Annotated in this window: 24 protein-coding genes and 6 tRNA genes; 3 read left to right on the plus strand and 27 right to left on the minus strand. The window is 42.1% G+C overall.

The features are described from left to right. Positions 1-18 precede the first annotated feature (18 nt). From ACYQ4S_RS00245 to ACYQ4S_RS00280, 8 genes are all read right to left on the minus strand, one after another. A tRNA-Trp gene (locus tag ACYQ4S_RS00245) sits at positions 19-89 on the minus strand. 5 nt (positions 90-94) lie between these two features. After that, a tRNA-Tyr gene (locus ACYQ4S_RS00250) sits at positions 95-175 on the minus strand. Between the two features lie 9 nt (positions 176-184). Next, positions 185-257 (minus strand) — tRNA-Phe (locus ACYQ4S_RS00255). Positions 258-267: 10 nt separating this feature from the next. After that, positions 268-339, minus strand: a tRNA-Glu gene (locus tag ACYQ4S_RS00260). A gap of 18 nt (positions 340-357) precedes the next feature. Further along, positions 358-445: transfer RNA gene (locus ACYQ4S_RS00265), tRNA-Ser, on the minus strand. 9 nt (positions 446-454) lie between these two features. Further along, positions 455-527 (minus strand) — tRNA-Asn (locus ACYQ4S_RS00270). A gap of 595 nt (positions 528-1,122) precedes the next feature. Further along, positions 1,123-2,028 (minus strand): diacylglycerol/lipid kinase family protein, encoded by a 906-nt coding sequence (locus ACYQ4S_RS00275; protein ID WP_459768571.1) that lies wholly within the window; start codon positions 2,026-2,028, stop codon positions 1,123-1,125. Positions 2,029-2,154: 126 nt separating this feature from the next. Beyond that, positions 2,155-2,583 carry a Fur family transcriptional regulator gene (locus ACYQ4S_RS00280; RefSeq protein ID WP_346023992.1) on the minus strand — a complete coding sequence of 143 codons (429 nt, stop codon included), beginning with the start codon at positions 2,581-2,583 and terminating at the stop codon, positions 2,155-2,157. A 165-nt stretch (positions 2,584-2,748) separates the two neighbouring features. On the opposite strand from ACYQ4S_RS00280, the gene ACYQ4S_RS00285 reads away from it, so the two are divergent. Continuing rightward, positions 2,749-3,837, plus strand: a complete 1,089-nt coding sequence (locus tag ACYQ4S_RS00285) for an FUSC family protein (protein WP_459768573.1) — start codon at positions 2,749-2,751, stop codon at positions 3,835-3,837. Positions 3,838-3,946: 109 nt separating this feature from the next. On the opposite strand, the gene ACYQ4S_RS00290 is transcribed toward ACYQ4S_RS00285, so the two are convergent. The 7 genes from ACYQ4S_RS00290 to ACYQ4S_RS00320 all read right to left on the minus strand — a co-directional run bounded on the left by ACYQ4S_RS00290 (position 3,947) and on the right by ACYQ4S_RS00320 (position 9,921). After that, complete coding sequence (locus ACYQ4S_RS00290) at positions 3,947-4,786, minus strand: hypothetical protein (RefSeq protein ID WP_459768575.1); 840 nt, start codon at positions 4,784-4,786, stop codon at positions 3,947-3,949. Between the two features lie 104 nt (positions 4,787-4,890). Continuing rightward, positions 4,891-5,427 (minus strand): nucleoside tri-diphosphate phosphatase, encoded by a 537-nt coding sequence (ntdP, locus tag ACYQ4S_RS00295; protein WP_459768577.1) that lies wholly within the window; start codon positions 5,425-5,427, stop codon positions 4,891-4,893. A gap of 121 nt (positions 5,428-5,548) precedes the next feature. Continuing rightward, a complete protein-coding gene (gene mutY / locus ACYQ4S_RS00300; RefSeq protein WP_459768579.1) occupies positions 5,549-6,718 on the minus strand; it encodes an A/G-specific adenine glycosylase in 1,170 nt (389 codons plus the stop codon). A gap of 4 nt (positions 6,719-6,722) precedes the next feature. Then, the gene (recX, locus tag ACYQ4S_RS00305; RefSeq protein WP_459768581.1) at positions 6,723-7,688 is read right to left on the minus strand and encodes a recombination regulator RecX; all 966 of its coding nucleotides are present in this window, start codon (positions 7,686-7,688) and stop codon (positions 6,723-6,725) included. Positions 7,689-7,864: 176 nt separating this feature from the next. Continuing rightward, the gene (locus tag ACYQ4S_RS00310) at positions 7,865-8,116 is read right to left on the minus strand and encodes a hypothetical protein (protein WP_459768583.1); all 252 of its coding nucleotides are present in this window, start codon (positions 8,114-8,116) and stop codon (positions 7,865-7,867) included. 19 nt (positions 8,117-8,135) lie between these two features. Continuing rightward, positions 8,136-9,008, minus strand: coding sequence for an SDR family oxidoreductase (locus ACYQ4S_RS00315; RefSeq protein ID WP_459768585.1), 873 nt, complete (start codon positions 9,006-9,008; stop codon positions 8,136-8,138). Between the two features lie 22 nt (positions 9,009-9,030). Beyond that, complete coding sequence (locus tag ACYQ4S_RS00320; protein WP_459768586.1) at positions 9,031-9,921, minus strand: general stress protein; 891 nt, start codon at positions 9,919-9,921, stop codon at positions 9,031-9,033. A gap of 358 nt (positions 9,922-10,279) precedes the next feature. Between ACYQ4S_RS00320 and ACYQ4S_RS00325 the strand changes: the two genes are divergently transcribed. After that, positions 10,280-11,047, plus strand: a complete 768-nt coding sequence (locus ACYQ4S_RS00325; protein WP_459768588.1) for a helix-turn-helix transcriptional regulator — start codon at positions 10,280-10,282, stop codon at positions 11,045-11,047. Between the two features lie 218 nt (positions 11,048-11,265). On the opposite strand, the gene ACYQ4S_RS00330 is transcribed toward ACYQ4S_RS00325, so the two are convergent. From ACYQ4S_RS00330 to hisS, 5 genes are all read right to left on the minus strand, one after another. Then, entirely contained in the window at positions 11,266-12,060 is a 795-nt protein-coding gene (locus tag ACYQ4S_RS00330) for a tocopherol cyclase family protein (protein ID WP_459768590.1), read from the minus strand. Beyond that, complete coding sequence (locus tag ACYQ4S_RS00335) at positions 12,044-12,727, minus strand: NAD(P)H-hydrate epimerase (RefSeq protein ID WP_459768592.1); 684 nt, start codon at positions 12,725-12,727, stop codon at positions 12,044-12,046. The genes ACYQ4S_RS00330 and ACYQ4S_RS00335 overlap by 17 nt, the downstream gene beginning before the upstream one ends. Positions 12,728-12,807: 80 nt before the next feature. Continuing rightward, positions 12,808-13,707 carry a deoxyribonuclease IV gene (locus ACYQ4S_RS00340; RefSeq protein WP_459768594.1) on the minus strand — a complete coding sequence of 300 codons (900 nt, stop codon included), beginning with the start codon at positions 13,705-13,707 and terminating at the stop codon, positions 12,808-12,810. Between the two features lies 1 nt (position 13,708). After that, positions 13,709-15,493, minus strand: a complete 1,785-nt coding sequence (gene aspS / locus ACYQ4S_RS00345; RefSeq protein WP_459768596.1) for an aspartate--tRNA ligase — start codon at positions 15,491-15,493, stop codon at positions 13,709-13,711. Between the two features lies 1 nt (position 15,494). Continuing rightward, positions 15,495-16,802, minus strand: a complete 1,308-nt coding sequence (gene hisS, locus ACYQ4S_RS00350; protein ID WP_459768598.1) for a histidine--tRNA ligase — start codon at positions 16,800-16,802, stop codon at positions 15,495-15,497. Positions 16,803-17,308: 506 nt separating this feature from the next. On the opposite strand from hisS, the gene ACYQ4S_RS00355 reads away from it, so the two are divergent. Then, positions 17,309-18,652 carry an N-acetylmuramoyl-L-alanine amidase gene (locus ACYQ4S_RS00355; protein WP_459768600.1) on the plus strand — a complete coding sequence of 448 codons (1,344 nt, stop codon included), beginning with the start codon at positions 17,309-17,311 and terminating at the stop codon, positions 18,650-18,652. 89 nt (positions 18,653-18,741) lie between these two features. On the opposite strand, the gene dtd is transcribed toward ACYQ4S_RS00355, so the two are convergent. The 7 genes from dtd to ACYQ4S_RS00390 form a co-directional block, all read right to left on the minus strand. Further along, complete coding sequence (gene dtd / locus ACYQ4S_RS00360) at positions 18,742-19,188, minus strand: D-aminoacyl-tRNA deacylase (protein WP_459768602.1); 447 nt, start codon at positions 19,186-19,188, stop codon at positions 18,742-18,744. A gap of 29 nt (positions 19,189-19,217) precedes the next feature. Next, complete coding sequence (locus ACYQ4S_RS00365) at positions 19,218-21,431, minus strand: RelA/SpoT family protein (RefSeq protein WP_459768604.1); 2,214 nt, start codon at positions 21,429-21,431, stop codon at positions 19,218-19,220. A 144-nt stretch (positions 21,432-21,575) separates the two neighbouring features. Then, entirely contained in the window at positions 21,576-22,244 is a 669-nt protein-coding gene (gene deoC / locus ACYQ4S_RS00370) for a deoxyribose-phosphate aldolase (protein ID WP_346024009.1), read from the minus strand. A 5-nt stretch (positions 22,245-22,249) separates the two neighbouring features. Next, positions 22,250-23,203 (minus strand): 50S ribosomal protein L11 methyltransferase, encoded by a 954-nt coding sequence (gene prmA, locus ACYQ4S_RS00375; RefSeq protein ID WP_459768606.1) that lies wholly within the window; start codon positions 23,201-23,203, stop codon positions 22,250-22,252. Continuing rightward, entirely contained in the window at positions 23,181-23,732 is a 552-nt protein-coding gene (locus ACYQ4S_RS00380; protein WP_459768608.1) for a DUF3013 family protein, read from the minus strand. The genes prmA and ACYQ4S_RS00380 overlap by 23 nt, the downstream gene beginning before the upstream one ends. Positions 23,733-23,745: 13 nt before the next feature. Further along, positions 23,746-24,369 carry a DNA-3-methyladenine glycosylase gene (locus tag ACYQ4S_RS00385; RefSeq protein WP_459768610.1) on the minus strand — a complete coding sequence of 208 codons (624 nt, stop codon included), beginning with the start codon at positions 24,367-24,369 and terminating at the stop codon, positions 23,746-23,748. Positions 24,370-24,400: 31 nt separating this feature from the next. After that, the gene (locus ACYQ4S_RS00390) at positions 24,401-25,729 is read right to left on the minus strand and encodes an HlyC/CorC family transporter (RefSeq protein WP_459768612.1); all 1,329 of its coding nucleotides are present in this window, start codon (positions 25,727-25,729) and stop codon (positions 24,401-24,403) included. Positions 25,730-25,927: the final 198 nt, after the last annotated feature.

The following is a 25,927-nucleotide window of genomic DNA, read 5'->3' on the forward strand; positions in this document are numbered from 1 at the left end:
CATGCAAATTCACGCTAACAGGGGTAGCAGGAGTCGAACCCACATCGATGGTTTTGGAGACCATAGTTTTACCATTAAACTATACCCCTAGCGATGGAGGGAGTAGGATTTGAACCTACGAACCCGAAGGAACGGATTTACAGTCCGCCGCGTTTGGCCACTTCGCTATCCCTCCAAAATGCTATGGCGCTGGACAGAGTCGAACTGCCGACACACGGAGCTTCAATCCGTTGCTCTACCAACTGAGCTACAGCGCCTATTTATGTATGACCCCTACGGGATTCGAACCCGTGTTACCGCCGTGAAAGGGCGGTGTCTTAACCGCTTGACCAAGGGGCCGTGGATAAATTAAAACTACGGAGAATGAGGGATTCGAACCCTCGATACGGAAAAACCGTATACACGCTTTCCAGGCGTGCTCCTTCAGCCACTCGGACAATTCTCCATAAGAAAACTCCGCAAGCAGGGCTCGAACCTGCGACAACACGATTAACAGTCGTGCGCTCTACCAACTGAGCTATTGCGGATAGTTAATTTGTTCAGCAACTCTTATATCATAACACCTGTCTACCACAGTGTCAATACAATATCTTGCTGATCATATAATGATGATACTCGTAACAAGAAGTAAATACGCTTACTTCTCCTATAATTATATCAATCTGTACAGAAAGAAGCAATACCGGATTAATAGCCGTAAAATTTGCTTCTGTATTATAAAGACAGAAATCCCCGGATCTGTCACAATGACAGTAAATTCAGAAATTAAACACTACTAATAAAGTTGATTTAACCGGTTCACCAAGACAGCCGTCCAGTTATTTGGTTACGGATCCCCTTCTGAGGCTGGCCAGATATAATAATCGCGGTGTGGATCATTTTTTCCTTTCAGGGCACTTTTGAACCAAGGGGGTGCTGACCAGATGTATGATTTAAGAGGAAAGTCGAAAACCGGTTGTATAAATCAAACGAATCGGATAAATCTGATAAATGATTGCATCTTCCAACCATGACTTTCTATACATTTGATCATTTCTACAAATGAATTGTGAGCTTGCTTTAATACTATAATAATAGAACAGTTTTAGATAGTCTTATTGATGTGTCTCAGTCATAACGGACTCAACTTTTTCCTGAAGGAACGAGAAATGTCAGAAAACCGGGCTGGACTTCTACATGTGCCGGAAAAGACGGCCCTTTTTCACCATCGATGGCTACATGTACATCAGGATGGTCAGTTTTTATCTCCGCCTGTTTGAACGGCAGTACAAACGCTTTTTCCTGTGACTCATTCAATGTTGTTTTCCTGCTCAGCAATTGTGAAAAAATTGAAAGTTTTTCTCTGATAGTTGACTCTTCTATGCCCAGCATGTATAGATATCCGTCATCCACTTCAGCATCATTGAAGAAATTCGGTATGCCCGTTACAGAATGCGATGCCCCTATCAGCAGCAGACTGAGTTTTTTATTGTGACTGACACCATCCACTTCCATATTAAAGTTATAGCACTCTTCTTCTCTAAGTGTCCTGATTCCTTCAATAAAGTATGCAGCTGTACCGTAACGTTCTTTCTGTTCATCACTGACTTCCCAGACGGTTTCGGGCAGGGATCCGGCAGAAATGGAACTCAAAAAGAGCTGCCCGTTGATTTTCCCTGCATCTGCTATCTGCTCACGACAGGCAGTCAAATCCCTTACAGCCTCGTCAGGGTCTACCGATATATTCAGCCCTCTTGCTATATTATTTACGGTTCCGGCCGGTATGATACCGATAGACGGTTTATACTCCTGATCGATCAACCCATTTGCTAGTTCAGAGACTGTGCCGTCACCACCTAGTGCAATAATTAAGCGGTAGTGCTTACGGGCTGCATCTATTGCGAATTTAGAGATATCCTCCTTCTTCTCTGTTAGTCTGATCTGTGCTTCTCTATTTTGCTCACCAAGGGCAACAAGGGCTTTTTCGGCAAGTTCCTCTGCACGTTTTTTTCCTGCAGAAGGGTTTGCAATAATCATGATATCGTTCATTTATATCCCTCTATTCTGTCTTTCACTTATGTCCTTATTGTACTATAAATAATTATATTAACAGAATAAAAAAAGACTGAAGACGTTTAGCACGACTCCAGTCCTTAACTATGCATATCAGGATTACTATTTTTTACTCTGGCAATCAGGGCAGAGTCCGTAAATTTCTAGACGATGAGAATTGACAGCAAAACCAGTCAGGTTGCTTGCCACTACTTCGACATCATCCAGACCAGGGTAATAAATATCTTCGATTTTTCCGCATTCAGAGCAAATCGCATGATAATGTTCAGTGGAAGCGAAGTCGAACCGGCTTGAATTGTCTCCGTACATCATTTCCTTGACCAGACCGAGTTCGGTAAATAGTCTCAGATTATTGTAAACAGTGGCCACACTCATACTCGGAAAACGGCTTTCGAGTGCCTTGTAAATTTCATCAGCGGTAGGATGATTATCCTGATCGATCAGATATTCTAATATGGCATGTCTTTGCGGGGTGATTCTGATATTATTGAATTTTAATCGTTCAATGGATTGTTCAACCAGGTAACTCATTAATTATCCATCCTTTTGGTATATTTCCTACTGTCTAAACAAATGATACAGTTTTAAATCGTATTTTGCAACAAGATGTCAGCCTTATGTTCGGTTTTTATTAAAGTTTTCTAGTGTTTGTAGTATACTTAGTCTAATCATACTAGAAAGAGTGAAATTAACGATATGAAAATCGGAGCTAGAACATTCAAGACAAGTCTGGCCGTCTTCCTTTCCTTACTCATCCCACTTACTTTAGGTTTTGAAGAAGGCGCATCACTTGCAGGTATTTCCGTGGTTGCTTCCATGCAGCCGTCAGTAAAAAAATCGTATCAGACTCTAGTGGATCGTCTGGTCGCCAATACAATCGGTGGTTTCGTTGCCGTTCTCATGACCAGTGCTTTTGGAACATCCATCGTCATTATCAGCTTTGCAACAGCTATACTTATTGCCATCCTTCATCAAATGAAGCTGAACAATGTGATTGGTCTGTCTACCATGACCCTGATCATCATTATGCTGTCGACTGATGGAGATATCTATACGAATGCGACGATTCGTGTACTTGCTACCTTTATCGGTGTCGGGATTGCATTTATAATCAATCGTTTTATCCTTCCGCCAAATTATGAAAAAAAATTGTTCCACCTGACTAATCAGGTGACTGATGATCTTACTCGTTTCATACGAGTAAGCCTCAGGAAAAATGTTCAGTATTCTCTTATGAGATCTGATCTTAATTCGATTGACGAGTCCATCAGTGACATGAAAAAATATCTGACCTTCCTACAGGACACAGAATGGAGCCGTTGGAGAAAGCACGGTGATACGTCACTGACCCGCCTTCTCGTTGTTTACCGTCAGTTTATTCGGACGACAGAAGCAGCGTATAACCTGGTCAAGACTCTGCATCAGTCAGAGAATGTCTACAATCATTTCCCAGAAGAGCTTCGTGTCCTCTTGAGAGAGCGTCTTGAAACACTGATGTCTGCTCATGAACAGATCATCCTGAAATGGAACGGCCGAGTTTTACCTCAGGAAGTCAATTTCATCGCATACAAGTCAGATCTACGGATCACCTTTATGCAGTCGTTCTTTAACGAAGCAAGCCTTGAGTCATATCTTAAAAATGATTATGGACAGAGTAATACGGTCATTCATCTGATGTCAGTTGTTCTGATTTATGAAGAAAACCTCCAGCATCTTAATAAGCTGGTAAGCAGATACAAGTCTAGTCATAGAAACAATGTGTCAACCGTTGATTCGTTGCATTAAATAAGCAATAAGACCCATGAGATGCAGAAATGATGCCGTTTACTCTGGACTAGCTCTGCACCTCATGGGCTTTTCGTTGCTTATTGAATTTATCTCAAAGTTATTCCCCTTAAGGCTGACTGACAGGTTCATTTAACTGATCAGTCACTATATCAGCAGCGAGCTGCTCACCATCAGCAGTCAGTGAAAAATTGTTAGGATTATAGTAAGACTCAAGACCATTTTCCTGAGCTCTCTCTGTGAACTCCGAATGCAGTGAAATAACTGGGATATTTCTGACTTGAGCCAGTTCTCTCATCCTGTTCAGGTAGCTCCGGTAGTCCAGTGAGCGTGAATTGAGCTGATTAATTTCCTGTACGACAGGATAAGGTTCCAGTAGGATGAGTTCAGATTCTTCAAGAGCAGAAAAACTGTTCAAGATGCTAGTCATATACTGTTCTGTTTCATCAAGTCCAATATCTCTAATTTTGTCAGGAAGAGCCGGAAGTCCGAATAGAATCATGTCAGGATTCTCTTGAACAAGAGGCTGTGCGGTCTGTCTGATATACAGTTCGTAAGAATCAAGACCAGCTTCTGTATAATCGAGAATATCAGCCCCATTTGTTACTGCAGATTCAATAGCTTCTGTAACTGATTTCATCCACTCTGCATTTAAGTCAATATCTCCAAAAAATGCCACAGAAACCTCGTCATTAGTTAATGACAGGTAATCAATCCGATCGACATGCGACAATGTGTCCAGTCGCCCTTCGTAATCTTCTAAGTTGGCGGAAGGTTCGACAGGTTCGTCTGTCGGCTCATCTTCTCCATCTACAGGTTCCTCCTGAATTGTTTCCCCTTGCTCTTCGGTCATTTCCTCTCTCTGATTGGCTGCGTAGCGTTGCCCGAAGAAAATAGTCAGAACACAAGCGACCAGAAGAATCGGAATACTAATTATACTCTTTTTCATATTCAGTTGTCCTTTCTTATGTAAGATAACTATACTTATATGAGCTTAAACATAAGGAAACAGTAGAAGGCTTAATTGCCTTTCTACTGTACTGTTCCTCACAATCATTTTTTGCCGGTCAGCTGCTTGTACCGGTCATACCACAAGTCGACATAGCCTTCTGTAAAAGGACCTTTTCCCTCATTGATCCATTCAACAAGTATTTTGATGTGCTCCTTTAAAATCAGATCGATTTCATCAGGATAGTTCCATTTTTTGCTATGCTCTTCGTATTCATCTACATCCAGCAGACGTTTTTCACCATCTGGAAAAACTTTGACATCAAGGTCATAGTCGATATATTTAACTCCTTCTTCATCGATCAGAAAAGGCGAAGCCATGTTACAATAATAGGATGTCCCTTTTTGTCTAATCATCGTGACGATGTTGAACCAGTAGTGTTTATGGAAGTATACAAGAGCGGGTTCTCTCGTTTTCCATCGTCGGCCGTCTGATTCAATGACTAATGTATGGTCGTTGCAACCTATCAGAGCATTCTCTGTAGTTTTGAGAACCATCGTATCACGCCAGGTGCGGTGCAGGCTGCCATCGTGCTTATAGCTTTTGATTGTGATGAACTCCCCTTCTTTCGGAAATTTCATCTATGTTCCAACTCTCTAATCATTTTAGAAAAAGTATAGCCTATTTCCCAAATCTCAAGAGTAATTATATCATAAAATACTCTTGAGTGAATAATGTTTAAGCAATTCGGACATCTATTCTCTAAAATAAGGTTATTGCATTGACCAGGTTCCAGACTTTTTGTGTTGGAACTGGAAAAGCTGTTTCAGGAAAATCATCTGGATGGATTGGATAAAGCGTTTGACCTAGTGCAATTTCTTTAATCACTTTTGCTTCATATATAGATAGATTCCACTTCAAGTGAGAGAATACGTGTGTATAGGTGCCTTTTAAAATATTTTCAAAAGCAATGATCAGTCCGTACTCTTTTCTAATATAGTCAACGATTATCTCTGACTGAATTTGTGTAAAAGACTCAGAAGACCCTGCGAAAGATTTCCATCCGTCTTCATCAAGTATGTCTGCAGGAATCATGAGAAACGTCAACATACCAGAAAGAACGCCCTCCGATTCTCTCTTTTGAAACAGATATTCTCCTTTATCGTTCGAAACGGCTAGAACGATGTAAGACTCTTCTCTGACTTTTTTCTTCCCTGCTTTTACAGGATACCTAGTCCAGGTTTCATTTAAATACGATGCATTGAAGTCTTTGACCGGACTCATTTCAGGCTTATAATTTCTGGGTGTACATATGGTTGCCCCAAGATCCATCAAAGCCTGGTTGAAGTCGCCGGGCCGGTTTTTATCGATCAGCAGGCGGATCATTTCTTCGAAAACTTTTCGGCTGGAGGCTTTACCTATATCGAGCTCGATTTCAAACAGGCGGCTCAGCACGCGCATGACATTTCCATCGACGGCAGGTTGAGGCTGATTGAAAGCTATGCTGCTTACCGCTCCTGCTGTATAAGGCCCGATTCCTTTCAGACTTTTAATGGCATCATACTTCTCTGGAAAAATCCCGTTGTGGTCTGTCATAATCTGACCAGCTGCTATCTTCATGTTTCTTACTCTCGAGTAATAACCGAGACCCTCCCATAGTTTAAGCAGCGTATCTTCTGAAGTTTCTGCCAGATCACTGATCTCCGGCAAGGTGTCGATAAATCTCTCATAGTAAGGAATCACCGTATCGACCTGGGTCTGCTGAAGCATGATCTCTGAAATCCAGATGTAATAAGGGTTAGATGTTCGTCTCCATGGCAGATCACGCTTGTTTGCATCATACCAGTCAAGAAGGGTTTTCCGGAACACCTCTATCTTATCCTCGTTCCACATAATAATGCCTTTTTCTTTCAGCACATCTTTATTCTTCATACAATTAGTCACTCATCTTCCTTTTTTCATTGATAAACTGATCGATCAGTTCAGATGGATAGCCTTTTGAGTATAAGAAAGCTTTAGTCCGACTGATGAGATCATACCCTTTGTATTTCCTCGCATAACGGGTCAACACTTTCTCTCCTTGTTTCTTGAGCGCTTCATATTCCTCGTCATCAGACTGGTCTATTTCCAGATCATCCATTACCTGTTGGATCACATCCGAATCAAATCCGCTGGTCATCAGCTGCTGCCGTACTTTCTGATTCATTTCTCTACTTGACTTGTTGCGCTGGCGTTTAAGTACTTTTTCTGCAAGCTTTTCAGCATTTTCGACTTGTAGTTCAGGAGAGTATTCATCCAGTCCGGTCAGAATGTCTGACTTGCTCAGCCCCTTTTCACCCATAGCGCGCTCGATTTTTCGGGGACCTTCCAGTTTCAGCAGACTATTTGTGCGGACGAAACTCTTGGCATATTCTTCATCATTGATCAGTCGGTGAGTTTTCAGTTTTTCAATGATTGGCTCGATGGTCTGGTATTCCTTGTCAATTAGATAATCAACTATTTCTTTTTCTGACCTCATTTTATAATTAAGATAATGAAGGGCAGCCTGATAGCCTTTACTCATTTCTCCCTTTTCCCTGAGGGTATCGATTTCTTCTTTAGTCAGCTCTTTGCCTTTAATCAGTCTATGCTGAACCAGTAGATTGTCATCAACTGGGAAGGCATATTCATCATTAATGTATATGTTGAATCGGTTCTTGGCTTTTTGAGCCTGAACTTTCGTGATAATATAAGTGTCCGGTTCTGATGTTTTATTATTCTGACTTTTATCTTTCCCTGATTTAATCTTTTTGCTAGCAGCAGACTTTTTCTTCTGTTTCGGATCAGAATCACTATTTCTAGGCCTCGATGGTCCCAGTTCGATCAGTTTAGCTGCTTTTTTTATTTCATCTTCACGAGTCATTATGTCCCCTCCTCGTAGTATCTTCATCCAGTATAGCATGTTTGCCCGAAGTTTTTAATGGTGCTCAGCTCGTAGTCAGGATTTGTAAATTTCAGTTCGTCCTCTTTGCCAGCCAGTCCTGAATTCTGCAAAAAAAGCTAGAACATTCTCAACTGGAGTATCCTAGCTTAAGGCTATTAAACAGTATCGTCTTCACTTTCAGTATCTGGATTAGGGTTTAAATCCAGCTCCACTTCGTTTCCGGGAGACTCTCCTTTGGCTTTTCTGTCCACTTCTTCTTCTGACAGTTTGTCTCTCAAGGGACGATCTTTGATGTAGCCAAGAGGAGCTGAAGTATCAGGAGAAACGACCTGATTATATGCGGGGTCGTCTCCACCATTATTTCTTTCATTATGGTTAGGTCTTTTTAATTCATTATCTTTTGACATACTATCATCCTTTACTTTGTCATCCGTTCACTATCACTCCACCGTTTACATGAATCGTCTGTCCTGTAACATAGCTGGAATCATCGGAAGCGAGGTAAACATAGGCAGGAGCAAGTTCATACGCTTCTCCGGGTCTACCAAGTGCGCCGTCCTTTCCAAACTCTTCCAGAGCCTCTTCTGGGAATGTTGACGGTATTAGCGGAGTCCAGATCGGTCCTGGAGCGACAGAATTGACTCTGATTTTCTTATCAAGTATCTCCTGGTTTTGTGCCAAAGAACGAGTAAATGAAACTCGGGCCCCGTTTGTTCCAGAATAGTCCATAAGTGTGGGATTACCTTTGTAAGCTGTGATTGAAGAAATGTTAATGATCGAAGCGCCTTCTGACAAATGATTCAATGCTGCTTTCACAAAATAGAACATACTGAATATATTTGTTCTGTAGGTCCGATCGATCTGTTCCGCCTTGATATCAGTAATGCTAGCCTGATATCTCTGTTCACCAGCATGGTTCACCAGTACGTCAATAGTTCCCCACTTATCAGTGAGACTGCTGATCACTTCATCAGCAAATGATTCGTCACCAACATCACCTTTAAACACGAGAACTTCTGCTCCAATTTCTTTCAGTCGATTTTCAGTACGGGTGGCGTCTTCATCAGATGAGTGATAGGTGAACGCAACATTTGCACCTTCTTTAGCAAATAGAATTGCTGTAGCTGCTCCAATTCCAGAATCTCCACCCGTAATTAGAGTAACTTTTCCTTCAAGTTTACCTGCAGCTTTGTAGGTGTCTGATTCTATGACAGGTTTTCGATCCATATTCTTGGACTCATCAACCATGAAATAATCTTTTTTCGGCTTCTGTGTTTTTACTTTGTCCTGTTCTCCCAATATATCTCGCTCCTTGAATGATTTAATTTTCGGATTTCATCCCAGCATCTTCTGAGTCTTCCGGATAATTGGCATCTGATTCAGGTGCATCTGATTTTTCTGAGGGATCTTTTTCCTGTTTACCTTCAGTGTTCAAAGGACTCTTAGGCACAGGTTTGACAACCCCTTTTGCCAAGTCGTTGCCGTATCCATGTACAGATTCTTCAATTTCTACTGTTTCTTCTTCTCCTGTCAGATCCGGATCTTCTTCTTTGTTCTGTTTCAGATCTTCACCACTGTGCTCTTCGTCAGAAAATGATTGAGGTGTTTGAACTTCTTCTTTACGCGTGTGTTCAACCTGACTCGGATCAATGGAATTTGTCATTGACTCCTCATCTGTTTCAGATGTTTCAATATCTTTAGGTTCCTTATCCTGACTTTTGTCATCTTTTATCGCTGATTCTTCTTCAGAATTGACCTCATCTAATGGTGCATCTCTTTTTTCTTTATCTGTCATGTCATTTCTCTCCTCTTTTACTATATCTTCATTTACTTCTGATAACTCTATTGTTCGTGGTGCATCACTGTTGGCCAGAAGTATGATTTCCCCTTCTTGCAATGCATCCATGTAATGTTCAGCTCGATCATGAGGAACACCGTAATCCTCAAGAATTGAGTGAGAAGCTTCACTGTCATAAGAACCAAAAGAGAAGGTTTCTTTAATCTTCTCCCAGACGTTACCATCGCTTTCTTCGACAGTGACTTGATCGACTTGAACATTCTTCAAGCTGTTAAGCCTCGCGTCGTACGAATTGTGCCTGTCCATAACCAAAGTAAGCTCATCGGAAGAATAACCTTCCTCACTGATCAGGCGATTAACCTCTTTAATTGTGTCTTCTTCATCCGAAAATGTTCCCAAGATGTGACGATCCATTTCATCACCCTTTCGTCATTAATTTCGTCATATTTTATTCACTTATTTACATGTTTAATGTTATCATTGACTTAATAACTTGTAAAAGAATACGCTTTTCAGTGAGTTTCTGATAAATAAAATTTAATAATGTATATTTATTATAATATGCACATTTTAATAATGAGTCAGTATCATAAAATAATAATTCTAATATAGTATTTTACTGCTAAAAAAATTAATATTTTACCCTTTTTCAAAAAAAAGTCTCAAAAAACAGCCGTTTTTTATGCAATTATTGTTTATTTTCTTCAGTGTTATGGTATATTTAACATGGGAGATGTTATCGATTATAGCAATTGGGAAAGGATTAGATCTTATGAAGAGTCATGAGAAAAAAGAAGTCTTGAAGAAAGAACGGATTAACAAACTCAAGGAGCTCACAAGTGAATCAATGAATTACCGATATTTAATCCAGGATCAATTGTCAGATGCCATAACAGCCGGTAATAGCCAACTACTTGAAAAAACACTTGATTTGATCGATGTAGAGAAAGTACTGGAATATCTGGATCAGACCAGTGACTATGACCTCATTCATCGGTTTAAAAGTCATCTTGTCACTGTCAATACGTATGCTCGTATCGCTGCTAAAAACGGTGGGGTGTTGCCCCTTTACTTACATCTGATTTTTGAGCGGTTTTCAATGATTATCAACGACGCTGATTCAATTGATTATCTAGTTGAACATGTTTATTTCCAGATTTTCAGAGAATACTGCCACGCAGTCATTCACTTCTCTACATCTAGTTATTCTACGGTCCTGAAAGAGATTGTCAGTTATATTACTGAAAATTTGACAGGCGAACTGACGTTGACAAATATTGCTTCGATTTATGGGATGCATCCAGTTCATCTTGCACGTAAATTTAAGCAAGAGACGGGAAATACATTTATCGGCTATGTTAACCAGCAGCGTGTTTATCTGGCAAAATATTACTTCCATTTAGGAGAACATCAGTTAAGTGAAGTTGCAAACTTGGCTGGCTTCAACAGTCACTCCTATTTCACAAAAGTATTCAAAAAAATTACAGGTCAGACCCCTACTAAGTATTTGAAGGAATTGCCTGACAGAGAAAAAATTTAATATTAGATTCAAAAAGGCTTGGACAACTGTTCAAGCCCTTTTAATTATTTTGAGATATATTCTCTCTCAACACTCTCCCAGTTAACCAGCTCCCCTGCTCCACTCGAGCTTTTAAATTGATAGGTTGGTCCGTTTTTTTGAATGAATGTCATTGTTATATCAGATTTGACCGACTCTTTAATCGGATAATCCATGCCGGCATTCATTGGAGCAATCAGCTATGCTCCGTTCTTCAGACTTACCGTTACTTCGAGCTTTTTGAATGGGTCCTTCATGATAATCGTATAAGACTCCTTATTTGAACTGACCGTCATATTAGTTACCGTTCCATAATAAGTAGCGAACCGATGCTCTTTTTCTCCATCATGAAAACTGCCGATGGCCCCTTCTTTTTTCAACTGGCCTTTTTCCAGTTCAGCAGCAGAAATAAACAGAGTAGCTTCACTATTGTGCTCAAATCCATTGGCATGTGCCCAGGCATACCTGCTCGGGAACGTGCTCCCCCTATCCTTTTCGATGTAACCTAGAGCATCAGACAATTCGATTACTTCCCCATTAATAACGATTTTGCCCTTTACGGTATGTCTCAAACTTACAATGTCATGGTTACACGGCATATTTAAGTATTCTAACGGCCCCATAATACTTGGTGTATACAGGCTCTGTCTGATGGGGAGAAACAGTCCAAAATCAAAATCGATGAGCAGGTCAGTATCCCCGTCTTTCAGACTTGCCTTGACCCCTTTTTCGTTAAAGATAAACTTGGGCATCATGACAGTCTGAGGATTGCCGACGACATCGAACTCATCTCTGCTGAAAGTAATTTTCCCACTATAATAAGTATCCTTGTAGACGATATTATATTGAACAAAGGATTCCTGATCGGAAAAATGTGCGACCCCGGGAATCAGCGCTACCGATAAATCTTTTCCCTTATCATTCGTCTTGATGTACCACCCTTCAAAATAGTTCTCTCTTTTATTTTCACCTCTAAAATTAAACCTGTTTGCCATTGTTATCCTCCAGTTCTATTATATGGAACATGTCGTAGATAGGGGGATAGCCTATGTCCAGAATCTGTATCTCTCCTGTAAAGGCAGGTGATTCTTGACTGGAAAAGCCTTTTTTAAAGAAACCGATACTGTAAGTTTTGTCAGCTATTACCGCAGACCCGAATACATAACCATTGTCTGCAGACAAACCGGAAGGAATGTCGATAGCTACTGTCCTGAACGTCCCATCATTTACTCGTCTGATCACTTCCAGATAAGGGTCTTCCACCTCCCGGTCAAGGCCTATCCCGAATAAAGCATCAACAATCAGCGTATCAGGGTCATCCGGCCAGCTGTTCTCCAGGCTGTATACACATGGCACATTCAAATTCCGAGCGATTTTAAGCTGTGCAGCTGTTTCTTCAGAAGCACGCTCTGGGTCTCCTACAACACATATCGTAACCGCTTTTCCCGCCTGATGGAGCAGACGACCTACAGCTATTCCATCCCCTCCGTTATTCCCTGTGCCGCAGAGAATGAGGGCGCTTTTGAACTCAAAGTCTTTCATCATGGCTTCTACTGTAGCTATAGCCGCTCGTTCCATGAGCACGAGTGAAGGCATGCCAACCGACTCGATCGTATACCGATCGATTGCTTTGATCTGCTTTGCACTTAATCCTTTATTCATGTCCAGACTCCTTCCGCATAGTATTGCAATCAGTATAACAAAAAAAGGAGTCTGCTTTTACACAAACTCCTCTCGGGTAATCAGCTGTTAATAATATCTTCATATAAATCGGGATTAAACTGCTTTTCCTTCAGCATGATGATTTCATGCTTGTATGGCGGCTTCTTGTTCTTCTTATCTTCGCCGACAAATGGCGTCTCAAGAATCTTCGGCAGATGTGCCAGTTTCGGATGATGAACCACCTGGCTCAACGCATCAAAGCCAATTTCACCAAAGCCGATATTCGCATGTCTGTCTTTCGCAGCACCCTGAATATTTTTTGAATCATTGACATGAATGACTTTCAGCTTGTCCAGACCGATGATGCGGTCAAACTCATCCAGAACCCCTTCAAAATCTTCTCTGACGTTATATCCTCCATCATGAATATGGCAGGTATCCATTGTGACGGATACCTTGTCTTTCAATTCGACTTTTTCAATGATCTGAGCTAGTTCCTCAAAAGTTCGACCGATTTCGGTTCCCTTACCGGCCATCGTTTCAAGAGCAATCTGCAAAGTCTGATCCTTGTGCAGGATTTCGTTCAGCCCTTGAGCAATCTGATCGATAGCCGCTTCCGGGCCCGCTCCAACGTGTGCGCCAGGATGCATCGTCATCTGAGTCGCTCCCAGAGCTTCCGCACGTCTGATCTCATCTTTCATGAATTCAACCGCAAATGCATAGTTTTCCTTCTTAATCGTATTCCCTAAATTAATGATATACGGCGCATGAACGACAATATCGGATACCTTAATTGCATTTTCCTGCATGAATGCCTGACCGGACTCAATGTTCATATCTTCAATCGCTTTGCGTCGTGTATTCTGAGGCGCACCTGTATATATCATAAAGGTGGATCCGCCGTATTGAACTGCATCTTTCGCAGCTCCAAGCAGCATGTCTTTCCCTTTCATCGATACGTGTGACCCTAGTAAAACCATTTTATTCCTCCGTTTTTTCCTCTGTTGTCTGAAGTGACAGTTTCAGTTCATCCAGCTGATCCTTTGAAACCACTGATGGCGCACTAGTTAATGGATCGATCGCTTTACCGTTCTTAGGAAAGGCAATCACTTCTCTGATGTTCTCTTCTCCAGCTAGGATCATGACCAGTCTATCCAGACCGAACGCGATACCTCCGTGTGGCGGGAAGCCATACTCCAGCGCATCAAGTAAGAATCCGAACTGATTCTGAGCTTCTTCTTTAGTAAATCCGAGTGCATTGAGCATATCTTCTTGCACCGCTCGATCATGGATCCTGATCGATCCTCCACCGATTTCATATCCGTTCAGTATGATATCATAGGCATCAGCCATTGCTTTTTCAGGAGATGTTTTCAGCAGCTCGACATCAGATTCTACAGGCATAGTGAATGGGTGGTGGGCTGCATTATATCGCCCTTCCTCCTCGTCATACTCGAGCAGTGGCCATTCGACAATCCAGGCAAAAGCCAGTTTTGACTGATCGATCAGATCAAGTTCCTTTCCAAGATGACTTCTTAAAGCACCTAGTGCATCGTAGACAATTTTATCTTTATCTGCAACAAATAGCAGCAGGTCTCCTGGAGCAGCATCCATTTTACTCATCAAGGCTGACTGCATCTCTTCTTCAGAGAAGAATTTTGAGATCGGACCCGTCAGTCCTTCATCGGTCACTTTCAACCAGGCTAAGCCTTTCGCTCCATAAATCTTCGCTACTGATTCCAGTGCATCGACATTTTTACGGGAGAACGAGTCTGCTGCACCTTTGACAGTCAGACCTTTAACCATGCCGCCTGATTCAACTGCAGAAGAAAAGACTTTGAATGAAGACTGTTCGGCAATATCTTTCAAGTCTACAAGTTCCATATCGAAGCGCAGATCTGGTTTGTCGCTTCCGAAACGTTCCATCGCTTCTTTATAAGTCAGTCTTGGGAATGGTTTCTCAATTGTGATTCCTTTTACATCTTTAACCAGACGAACCAGAAGGTCTTCCATCAGTGCCTGGATGTCTTCTTTTTCAATAAAACTGGTCTCAATATCCACCTGGGTAAATTCAGGTTGTCTGTCTCCACGCAGATCTTCATCTCTGAAACAGCGGACGATCTGATAATACTTGTCATAGCCTGAACTCATTAAGAGCTGTTTAAAGAGCTGAGGTGACTGTGGCAAAGCGAAGAATTTTCCCTGGTTCGTACGAGCGGGAACCAGATAATCGCGAGCGCCTTCCGGTGTAGATTTAGTCAGGTAAGGAGTCTCGATATCCAGGAATCCCTGGTCGTCCAGGAAGTCTCTGAATGACTTCTTCACGTCGTGACGAAGTTTCATGTTCCTCTGCATACGTGGACGTTTCAGATCCAGGTAACGATATCTCAGGCGGATATCATCAGATACGTCCACAGCATCACTGATATCAAAGACAGGCGTCTTGGATTCACTCAGTATTGAAATGCTGTCTGCTACTATTTCAATGTCTCCAGTAGCAAGGTCCTTGTTCTTCTGTCGTTCGGCACGGGAAACGACTTTTCCTGTTACTTCAAGAATATACTCAGAACGGATGGTTTCAGCTGTCTTCAGTGCTTCCTCGCTAATTTCTCCGTTAAATACGACTTGTACGATCCCTTCACGGTCTCTCAGGTCTACAAAGATCATGCCCCCGAGGTCTCGTCTTTTCTGGACCCATCCTTTAACTGTGACAGTCTGGTCTTCATGCGACTGTCTGACTTCCCCACAATATACTGTACGTTTCATGTTATTCTTCTCCTTTTTCTGTTGATCTGATCAATGATGAATAGGTCTCATCGAAGCGTAATGCCAGTTCCGACAGACTCACTTCTGTCTGGATTCCTGTACTCAGTCGCTTAACCTGAACGATCCCATTATCGATTTCCTGGTCTCCTAAGGTAAAGACATAATCGGCATTCAGCTTATCTGCCGTCTTGAACTGCTTGCCGGCCTTTCTATTCATGAATTCCCGTTCAACGGAAAGACCATTCTGTCTCAGGACTTGTGTCAGTTTATTTGAAGCGCGGTCAGCACGATCTCCCATAGTGACAATATACGCATCGAGTGGATTTAATTCTGGATAATCAAAATCCATGTGTTCGAGAAGAAGAACGAGGCGCTCCAGTCCGCATCCGAACCCGAAGGCTGGAGTAGACGGTCCACCGACTTCTTCTACAAGTCCATCATATCGTCCTCCGGCACACACTGTCGCATTGGCTCCGAACTTCGGATTTGTAGTGATCACTTCAAAGATCGTATCATTATAGTAGTCCAACCCGCGTACCATGTTCGTGTCAATGATGTAAGGAATATCCAGATCTTCAAGCATCCCCTTGACTGCTTCAAAGTGAGCTTTAGACGCTTCGTCCAGATAATCCAGAATTGACGGCGCATCTTTGACGATTTCTTTGTCTTTCTTATCCTTGCTGTCCAGTACTCTCAGTGGATTTTTATATAGTCTGACTTGTGAATCTTTACTTAATTCGTTTAGGTGAGGCTCCAGATAGGCAATCAGTTCCTCTCGGTAAGTCTGTCGAGTCTCTGTACTCCCAAGTGAATTGATGACCAGTTTCAGATCAGTAATACCGAACTGCTTGAAAAGATCCATTCCCAGAACCATCGTTTCCACATCGACTGATGGATTTCGGCTGCCGAACACTTCTACACCTATCTGGTGGAATTGACGCTGTCTGCCGCTTTGAGGTCGTTCATAACGGAACATAGGTCCCATGTAAAACAGCTTGGTCGGTTTGTGGAATTCAGGTCCATACAGCTTATTCTCAACATAAGCTCTGACTACACCTGCAGTTCCTTCGGGTCTGAGTGCAATGTATCGGTCGCCTTTATCTTTGAAATCGTACATTTCTTTAGTGACGATATCGCTTGTTTCTCCTACACCACGGGCAAATAATTCAAGCTGTTCAAACATTGGCGTTCTGATTTCATTGAACTGGTATGCTCGCATCAAGTCTCTTGCTTTATCTTCAATAAACTGCCATTTTCTGGTTTCTTCAGGCAACAGATCAACTGTTCCTTTCAGCTTCTGATAATTCATTTTATCTAGTCCTCCACTCTTAATGCCTATTTTTTTCCATAAAAAAAACCTCTTCCCGTTCAGATAATGAACAGAAAAAGGACGTGTCAGGTTATCACGTGGTGCCACCTTAATTCAGACAGTACGCAAAGACGTACTCTCACTCAACAGATTTATCGCTCTCACGTGACGAGCCTCCTCGTCATCCCTCTAAGGTGTCATCCAACTGTCGATCTAAATCTCTTTCAGCCAGGGAGATTCTCTCTTTGAGACGGGTCAGTATTCAGTCCTCAGTTCGGGGATCATGCTATTTGAATTGTTCTTTTAGCTTACAAGAAAGCTTAAAGAATGTCAATACAGCTTGATGTTGTAACCCTTTCCAAACCGTTATGTCATTCTTCTTAGATAAAATGTATAATGACCGAAACGAATTTTGTCGATTGCTACGCTTATTTTCTAAAAAATATTGCTAATATTTTCATAAATTGAGTATAATATAAGAAAACAGATGAAAGGAGAGGTGAATAATGGATCAAACAGACATACATAATCGATTAAGCAAACGGACTTTTATCTTTCTGATCATCGGCCTGCTTACCCTTCTCATGGGCTCTCTTGTAGCATTAGCGAATGAAAACAGAGTAACCGTACTTGCCAGTACGTTGAATGTCAGATACGGTCCCGGTCTGTCCCATGAAATTCTGACTCAGGTTCATGAAGACGAGCATCTTCATGTTCTAGGTGAAGATAATCAGTGGTACAAAGTCAGACTGTCGAACAATGATATCGGCTGGGTAGCCAGTTGGCTTATAGAAAATGAGGAGGTAACTGTAGATAATCGAGCGACTGGGCGCATCACCGGAAATAAAGTGAATGTTCGTCAGTTCTCCTCTACAGAGTCCCCTATCCTAGGTACCGTCCATTCTGGAGAAGAATATGAAATCTTGTATAGCGAGAACAACTGGATTCAGATCCTCTTCAATAACCGGGTAGCCTGGATACACTCCGATTACGTTGAACGCCTTGAAGGAACGCCTACCGCACTGGCATCTTCAGATAGTGAAGGAAAACAGATTCGTATTGGCATGGGTCCTACTAATCTGAGACAAGGTCCGGGTACTGACACGCCTATAGTCACGACAGTTAGTGACGTATCCGAATACTCTGTCATAGAAGAAACAGACGACTGGTATGGAATCAGACTGACAGATGGAACACTGGTGTATGTCGCAAGCTGGCTGGCAGAAATAGTTGAGAGTAATGACTCTTATACAGTTCAGTCTGCTGAAACTGCCGATACTGCTGCGCCCCAAGTCCAGCAGGCCAGTAGTCTAGCCGAGGCTACGATAGTGATCGATGCCGGTCATGGTGGACACGATCCTGGAGCTGTTGCTAAAACAGGTTTTACTGAAAGCGAAGTCGCACTCAGCACATCACTTAGACTTGCAGAGATTCTTGAAAGATCTGGAGCAAATGTCATCCTTACAAGAAGCGATGACTCGTTTGTTACTTTGAATGACCGCGTCTACTATGCCCACCGTGCTCGAGCCGATGCCTTTATCAGCATTCACTATGATGCGGTTGAAATCCCAAACACGATGAGCGGCACCACGACTTATTATTATTCTGAGTCGGAAAGAAATCTGGCAGATACCATCAATACAAAATTGACTCAACAAGGGCCACTTAAAAACAATGGCGTCCGACACGGTAATTATTACGTTCTGAGAAACAACGCTCAACCATCCATCTTACTTGAGCTTGGCTATCTGGATAACGATCACGACATCACCATCGTCAACACTGCAAACTACCAGCAGACAGTGGCCGAAGCAATCTATCATGGCCTGTCAGCATACTTTGCTCCATAAACTGTCAGCAACATTTAGATAGGCAGAACTTTTCTCAAGGCAGTAGAAAAACCCTGATCCATATAATTGGCTCAGGGTTCTTTGCTGTCTTATTTATTTTTTGAATCGATGAGGATCGTCACAGGTCCATCATTCACTAGACTGACTTTCATGTGAGCACCAAATTTACCAGTTGCTACATTTATCCCTTCAGCAGAGAGCTGCTTATTGAAAGACTCATACAAAGCAGCAGCCTTTTCTGGACCTGCCGCACCTGTAAAACTAGGTCGATTCCCTTTTTTTGTATCCGCATGCAAGGTGAACTGAGATATTGATAAAATCTCACCTTCTACATCTTTAAGAGATCGGTTCATTTTTTCATCGTCATCTTCAAAGATTCGCATATTGGCAACTTTCCTGACTAGATAAGCGACATCTTCTTCTGTATCATTGTCTTCTACACCAAGAAGAACGACAAATCCCTTTCCAATCTCTCCAACGGTTTCTGCTTCCACTGTGACCTGTGCTTTCGATGCTCTCTGTATGACGGCTCTCACAATAATCCTCCTGTTGTCTTTATGCTTTTTTAGGATGTAATTCGTTTGACTGAATAGACATCCGGTACTGTTTTTATTTTATCTACGATCTGTTCCAGTTCTTTCAGGTTCTGTATCGACAGTGTCAGTTTGATGATGGCTGTCCCACTCTTGTCCAGCTTACCGTTGACATTGCTAAGCTTGCTTGTTTGAGAGTTGATAACTTGTAGAATTTCATTAAGAAAACCGGAACGGTCGTATCCTTCAATCTGCAGTTCAGCGTTGTATTCTTTTTTCGAATCACTGGATTCCCATTCGACATCGATCAGACGATTGACCTGATCATCTGTCCCCTGAATGTTTGGACAGTCGACTCTATGAATCGATACACCTCTGCCTCGAGTGATATATCCGACGATTTCATCCCCAGGAACAGGGTTGCAGCACTTGCTTAAACGGATCAGCAGGTTGTCTGCACCCTGAATCACGACCCCGCCTTCGTGACGGATTTTCATTTTTTCGGGTTCTTTCTTGTTCTTTAGCTCGATTGTTCCAGTGGTATCATCCAGTTGAATCTGATCTTTTTCTCTATCTCTGCGTTCCTTATCGGTCAGGCGGTTGGCGATCGTTGTGCTTTTCAGCTCACCATAACCGATCGCAGCAAACAGATCTTCTTCATTATGATAATTGAAGCGTTCAGCAACTTTAAGAATGTTATCTTTCTTTAGAACCTGCTTAGGATTGAACCCCATATCGATGAGCAGTTTTTCGAGTATTTCTTTCCCTCGTTCAACATTCTGCTCTTTTTCCTGTGTCTTGAAGAAACGCTTGATCTTATTCTTAGCTTTGGACGTATTGACATAGTTCAGCCAGTCTCTACTTGGACCGAATGAATTTGACGACGTCAGCATTTCAACGATATCTCCGGTTTTCAGCTTGTAGTTCAGCGGAACGATCTTCCCGTTCACTTTAGCCCCCATCGATTTATTTCCCACTTCGGTATGGACATGATAGGCAAAATCAAGAGTACTTGATCCTGAAGGGAGTTCCATGACGTCCCCTTTAGGACTGAACACATAGACTTTATCCTTAAAGATATCCTGCTTTATCGAATCCATAAAGTCGCTGGCATTTCTTGATTCGCTTTGAAGTTCAAGGATGTCTCTGAACCATGAGATATGTTCACTCAACTGATCATTATCCAGTTTAGTTGAAATACCTTCCTTATAAGCCCAGTGAGCAGCTACCCCATACTCAGCAATTTCATGCATTTTAATGGTTCGAATCTGTACTTCCAGCGGCGTTGCATTCGGCCCCAGAACTGTCGTATGAAGGGACTGATACATGTTGGCTTTTGGCATGGCGATATAATCCTTGAAACGTCCGGGCATCGGTTTCCATCTGGTATGGATCGCTCCCAGAACCGCATAGCAGTCTTTGATGGATTCAACAATGATACGAATCGCCAGCAGATCATATATTTCATTGAACTGCTTTTTCTGGCTTTTCATTTTCTTGTAAATTGAATAGATATGCTTCGGTCGTCCTGTGATCTGAGCTTCTATACCCAGTTCTTCTACGGATTCCTGAATAGCCTGCTTCGCATCATCAATATAATTTTCCCGGTCTTCTCTTCTTGAATTCATCAGATGAACGATTCGGTAATACTGCTGAGGATTCATGTAGCGCAAAGAAGTATCTTCCAGTTCCCACTTCATTCGGTTGATCCCTAAACGATCCGCTAGCGGAGCATAGATTTCCAGCGTTTCTATAGCTATCTCTCTCTGCTTTTCTGGTCGGTGATGTTTAAGTGTCCTCATATTGTGAAGTCTGTCGGCCAGTTTCACCAATACGACACGTACGTCCTGAGCCATTGCCAGAAGCATCTTACGATGATTCTCTGCCTGGTGCTCCTGCTTCGACTTGAATTTGATTTTACCCAGTTTTGTTACTCCATCTACCAGGTCGGCAACTTCCGGTGAAAAAATCTCTGAAAGATCCTGGTAAGTGTAGTCCGTATCTTCAACAACATCGTGGAGAAATCCTGTGGCAACCGTGACAGGGTCCATTCTAAGTTCGGCAAGAATGCCTGCAACCTGAACCGGGTGCATGATATAGGCTTCTCCGGATTTTCTCATCTGGCCTTCGTGTGCTTTATCTGCAAGGTCAAAAGCCTTCTTCACAAACGCTACATGCTCGCTGTTCATATATGTCAGACAGAGGGCAATGACCTCCTGAGGCGTATAATCTTTATTCTGTGGCACATCGTTCACCTTCATTCCATATTAGGTTCTTAAATGATTCAATTTAAATGATAAGAAAACCAGCACCTCAGTGAGTGCTGGTTGCTTCTTCTATTAGTATATCGTTTTTGAGAAAAGACTTCAAGAACACGTCGCTGATCTTAATTAATAAGACTCTGTTGCTTCGTTTCCTTCAACCAGTGCGATTCCGTTTGACGTACCGATACGTGTCGCTCCGGCTTCAATCATCGCTTTGGCATCCTCTATCGTACGGACTCCGCCAGATGCTTTGACACCCATTTCTTTTCCTACAGTCTTGCGCATCAGTCTGATGTCTTCGACTGTTGCTCCTCCTGTAGAGAAACCAGTTGACGTTTTGACAAAATCAGCACCAGCACGTTTTGAAATTTCGCAAGCTCTTACTTTTTCATTGTCAGTAAGTAAACTTGTTTCAATAATCACTTTTACGATTGCCTTGCCTTTAACTGCATCGACGACCGCTTTAATGTCATCATGTACCATTGCAAAATCTTCACTCTTCAGCGCACCAATATTGATGACCATATCCACTTCGGACGCGCCATCTTTAACAGCCTGTTCAGCTTCATAGGCCTTGACTTTAGTTGAATTTGCTCCAAGAGGAAAACCGATGACCGTACAGGTGTTTACATCAGAATCCTTAAGTAAGTCAGAAGCGTATTTTACCCAGACTGGCTGAATGCATACTGCTTTGAATTTGTATTCTTTCGCATCCAGGCACGCCTGCTGAATAGCTAAGTCTGTTGATTCAGGTTTAAGCAAAGTGTGGTCAATAAATGTTTCAATGTTTTCCATTGTAATTACACGTCCTTATTTTCTTTTTTTGCAATGATAACGACCCAGTCTTTCATCTGATTGATCTGGACGATTTCAAAGTTATATTTAATGAGTTCTTCAACAACCTGGTCTTTCTTTTCGGAGATAATTCCTGATGTGATGAACAGTCCATCATCATTAAGTTTGTCGTAGGCATCTTCTACAAACAGCAGGATAATGTCTGCTAGAATATTTGCTACAATGATATCGGCTTTTTCATTGACACCTTGAAGCAGGTTATTAGCTCTGACATCAATACTCTCTTCAAGATTATTCAGCTTGATGTTCGAGCGGGCGGATGTAACAGCCACTTCATCCAGATCATACGCCTTGATTTTACCTGCGCCATACAAAGCGCTGGCGATCGACAGGACACCAGACCCTGTACCAACGTCCAGAACTGTATCCCCTTTTTTGATGACAGTTTCCAGAGCTTGAATACAAAGCTGAGTTGTCGGATGTGTCCCTGTTCCGAAAGCCAGGCCCGGATCAAGGTAGCAGATCCGCTCATCGATGAACTGAGGGGTATATTCTTCCCACTGCGGTACGATAGTCATGAAACGTGTAACCGGAACGGGATGGTAATACTTCTTCCAGGCATTGGCCCATTCTTCCTCCACGACATCTGCCACTTCGATTGTATAATCTCCCGTAGTAATTCCGTATTCTTCAAGTCTGGAGATTCGAGCGTTCAATTCTTTCTCGACAGCTTCCAGATCGTCATGGTTGTTGAAGTAGCCTTTAATAATGACCCCATCTTTTGGAAACTTCGACTCGTCAAGCTCCCACAGCGTATCAAATCCATACTCTGGAAGTGTGAGAAAATCATTACGATCGGCAACCGACACACCTGCCGACCCCAGTTCACTCATTATAGCTGAAACTGGTTCAGATGCTTCACTGCTTATCGCTACACTAAACTCTTTCCACTCCGTCATGCTCATCATCCTCTGTTAATTTTTCAAAAAATGACTGGTCATCTTCCAATATCATTTTAAGTTTGGTGTCATCGTACCGGCCTGTGTCTTTCATGGTCTGAATCAGGCTGTGCGTATTCTTCTCGTTCCAGTTCAGTTTGAATTCACCGGCAAAATCATCCTCTAGAAATTCTCTCAAATCGACCATGCCCTGCTTTGTAGTCAAATTGATCTGTCTAAGAACGGCATCGACATAGCCCTTTTCGAGACCTACATGGCTGTCGAACGAAATTGCCGTCAGATAATTCTGCGGTTTGACGTGAGAATACGCAGGATCATAGAAACACAGGACATCTTCGAATTGAACGATCCCTGGCTCGTTGTTCTGACCCACGGCATCCTGAACCTGTATGTCTTTTTCAGTCTCTACGTGAAAGGTCACATATAACTCGATCATCTTTTTCTTGCTGTCTTTAACTAGTCTCCACTTAAAATTAGGTAATAGTTTTTTCAGCTCATCATCAATATAGTCAATCAAACTGTCAGTCATTCCTGCTCCTCCTCTAGTCTAATACAGGGCACCATCCGTTGTTATCCGCAGGCTTTCCTTTTCTACGTGAAACATATGGGTTCCCTCTTACACTATATCTTAACAAAGCATCCGTCCATTGTCCTTTATTAGGTATTCCGATACGACTGGACAGTTCAATTCGTTCGGGTAGACGTCTAGTCGACGGATCGATGTATACCGGAGGTGCATCAGCTACTGACCCATTATCAGCCATACTGACAGCCATTGCTTTAGTCAGTTTACCAGGTCCATCGGTAGCCTGAACCCCCGTCTTGTTTCTGCGATCTTCCAAAACGGATACACCTTCAAAAGGTTCAATAGCCCGGATCAGTACAGCTTCAGGTTCCTTAGAAGACCGCGTCACAACATTCAGCATCTTGTGCGTATGCATCTGATACACATAAAGCGTGCCGGCTTCCTTGTACATGGATTCTAGTCTAGGCGTCCGTTTGCCTTCAAAGCTGTGACAGGCCTCGTCAATGACTCCCACATAAGCTTCTGTCTCAACAATCCAGCCGGATGTCTTAGTCTCACCGTGCTGACTAATCAACAAGCAGCCTAAAAGCTTCTCTGCAACTTCTTCAGTTGTTAACATAGGATTATTCAAAAATGTCATAGAAACGCTTTACTCTCTCCTGTCCCTCTGTCTAGTCTTCTTCAATTGGCGTATAGTCAATCTGGATTTCAAGCACACGTCTGTTTCTAACCATAGTGACCGTGATTTTCATGTTGTGATAGACGAATTCGTCTCCCTCTTCAGGAAACTGTCCGAGTTCTTCAATAACAAAGCCACTCACCGTATTTGATACGTACTGATCTGCTTCTTGAATGCCAAAGATTTCGAAGATCTTATCGAGATTCGCAGTCCCTTTAACCTTGTAGCGTGTCCCCTCAATAACCTCCTCAACTTCTTCTTCAATAATGTCGTATTCATCCCAGATTTCTCCAACGAGTTCTTCCAGGACATCTTCCATAGTCGCAATACCAATTGTTCCACCATGTTCGTCAGTAACAACTGCCATATGCGTCTTTTTCAACTGCATGGTTCTGAGCAGTTTAGACAGGTTCATGACGGGCGGCACAAAGATCACGTCTTTCACTACGGTCAGAAGTGAAAGGTTTCGTCCAGTCTGCTTCTTGGCTTTCAAATACCGGTTGAAATCTTTTTCATGAAGGACACCAATGATGTTATCGATCGTATCATCGTAAACAATCAGTCTGGAGTAATTGTGTGTCATGAACAATTCTTCGATTTCTTCATCTGAAGTGTCGAGATCACAGCCGACCACATCAACCCTAGGCATCAGAATTGACGACACTTCAAGGTCATCGAACTCGATTGCAGATCTGACTAGCTGATGTTCATGATCTTCTATACTTCCGCCGCTCTCGGCTTCATCTACAATTGAAAGCAGTTCGTCCTCACTGATAACTTCTTCGCCTTCGAAATTGAAGATCTTGTCCAGCATGACTTTCCATTTCTGAAGAAGCCACAGAACAGGTTTGAACACGAGCATAAGAAAATGAATCATCGGAGCAGAACTTTTCGCCAGCTGCTCTGATTTTTCCTTAGCTATTGTTTTCGGCGTGATTTCCCCGAACAAAAGAATGATGACAGTCATAACAATCGTTGCTAAAGTTGGCCCGTATACCGGAAACCAGTCCACAAATAACAAGGTCGCAATAGCTGACATCGCAATATTCATAATATTATTTCCTATCAAAATTGTCGATAAAACAGAATCGAAACTTTCCGAAAGTTTCAACGTTTTTTTGGAGCGCTCATCCCCATTTTCCGCTTCATTCTTCAGCCTGATACGATTAGCTGACGTAAAGGCTGTCTCTGAAGAAGAAAAATACGCTGAACACAATACAAGTAAAACCAGCAGAATGATACTCCTGAAGCTGTCATTATCCATTAAATCTTTATCCCTACTTTCCAGTAATGTCCTGTCCATTGTACCATATTTCAACATCTTTTAAGAGTCTTTCTGATTAAGAAGAAGTATATAATAATCGTTAAGTAATAAATTATTTTCTCCCGTTATAACATTACTCCTAACCTTAACTTCAAACTGCTCTATATGAAATTTACATTTTACATTTTTTACAAATGAATAAATAAGCCTTCCACCATTTTGTTGTCAAAAGGTTGAAGGCTTATTTGATTCAGT

It is taken from the genome of Alkalibacterium sp. s-m-28, assembly GCF_054658175.1.

Excerpts from the sequence above, each read along its gene's own strand:
- ACYQ4S_RS00355 (WP_459768600.1), top strand. The coding sequence starts at position 17,309 with ATGGATCAAACAGACATACATAATCGATTAAGCAAACGGACTTTTATC.
- recX (WP_459768581.1), bottom strand. The coding sequence starts at position 7,688 with ATGACTCGTGAAGATGAAATAAAAAAAGCAGCTAAACTGATCGAACTG.
- ACYQ4S_RS00325 (WP_459768588.1), top strand. The coding sequence starts at position 10,280 with ATGAAGAGTCATGAGAAAAAAGAAGTCTTGAAGAAAGAACGGATTAAC.
- aspS (WP_459768596.1), bottom strand. The coding sequence starts at position 15,493 with ATGAAACGTACAGTATATTGTGGGGAAGTCAGACAGTCGCATGAAGAC.
- ACYQ4S_RS00380 (WP_459768608.1), bottom strand. The coding sequence starts at position 23,732 with ATGACTGACAGTTTGATTGACTATATTGATGATGAGCTGAAAAAACTA.
- ACYQ4S_RS00290 (WP_459768575.1), bottom strand. The coding sequence starts at position 4,786 with ATGAAAAAGAGTATAATTAGTATTCCGATTCTTCTGGTCGCTTGTGTT.
- prmA (WP_459768606.1), bottom strand. The coding sequence starts at position 23,203 with ATGACGGAGTGGAAAGAGTTTAGTGTAGCGATAAGCAGTGAAGCATCT.
- ACYQ4S_RS00330 (WP_459768590.1), bottom strand. The coding sequence starts at position 12,060 with ATGGCAAACAGGTTTAATTTTAGAGGTGAAAATAAAAGAGAGAACTAT.
- deoC (WP_346024009.1), bottom strand. The coding sequence starts at position 22,244 with ATGGAAAACATTGAAACATTTATTGACCACACTTTGCTTAAACCTGAA.
- ACYQ4S_RS00275 (WP_459768571.1), bottom strand. The coding sequence starts at position 2,028 with ATGAACGATATCATGATTATTGCAAACCCTTCTGCAGGAAAAAAACGT.
- ACYQ4S_RS00340 (WP_459768594.1), bottom strand. The coding sequence starts at position 13,707 with ATGGTTTTACTAGGGTCACACGTATCGATGAAAGGGAAAGACATGCTG.
- ACYQ4S_RS00335 (WP_459768592.1), bottom strand. The coding sequence starts at position 12,727 with ATGAATAAAGGATTAAGTGCAAAGCAGATCAAAGCAATCGATCGGTAT.
- ACYQ4S_RS00280 (WP_346023992.1), bottom strand. The coding sequence starts at position 2,583 with ATGAGTTACCTGGTTGAACAATCCATTGAACGATTAAAATTCAATAAT.
- ACYQ4S_RS00390 (WP_459768612.1), bottom strand. The coding sequence starts at position 25,729 with ATGTTGAAATATGGTACAATGGACAGGACATTACTGGAAAGTAGGGAT.
- ACYQ4S_RS00310 (WP_459768583.1), bottom strand. The coding sequence starts at position 8,116 with ATGTCAAAAGATAATGAATTAAAAAGACCTAACCATAATGAAAGAAAT.
- ACYQ4S_RS00385 (WP_459768610.1), bottom strand. The coding sequence starts at position 24,369 with ATGACATTTTTGAATAATCCTATGTTAACAACTGAAGAAGTTGCAGAG.
- hisS (WP_459768598.1), bottom strand. The coding sequence starts at position 16,802 with ATGAATTATCAGAAGCTGAAAGGAACAGTTGATCTGTTGCCTGAAGAA.
- ACYQ4S_RS00285 (WP_459768573.1), top strand. The coding sequence starts at position 2,749 with ATGAAAATCGGAGCTAGAACATTCAAGACAAGTCTGGCCGTCTTCCTT.
- ACYQ4S_RS00320 (WP_459768586.1), bottom strand. The coding sequence starts at position 9,921 with ATGGATCGTCACATCTTGGGAACATTTTCGGATGAAGAAGACACAATT.
- ntdP (WP_459768577.1), bottom strand. The coding sequence starts at position 5,427 with ATGAAATTTCCGAAAGAAGGGGAGTTCATCACAATCAAAAGCTATAAG.
- mutY (WP_459768579.1), bottom strand. The coding sequence starts at position 6,718 with ATGAAGAATAAAGATGTGCTGAAAGAAAAAGGCATTATTATGTGGAAC.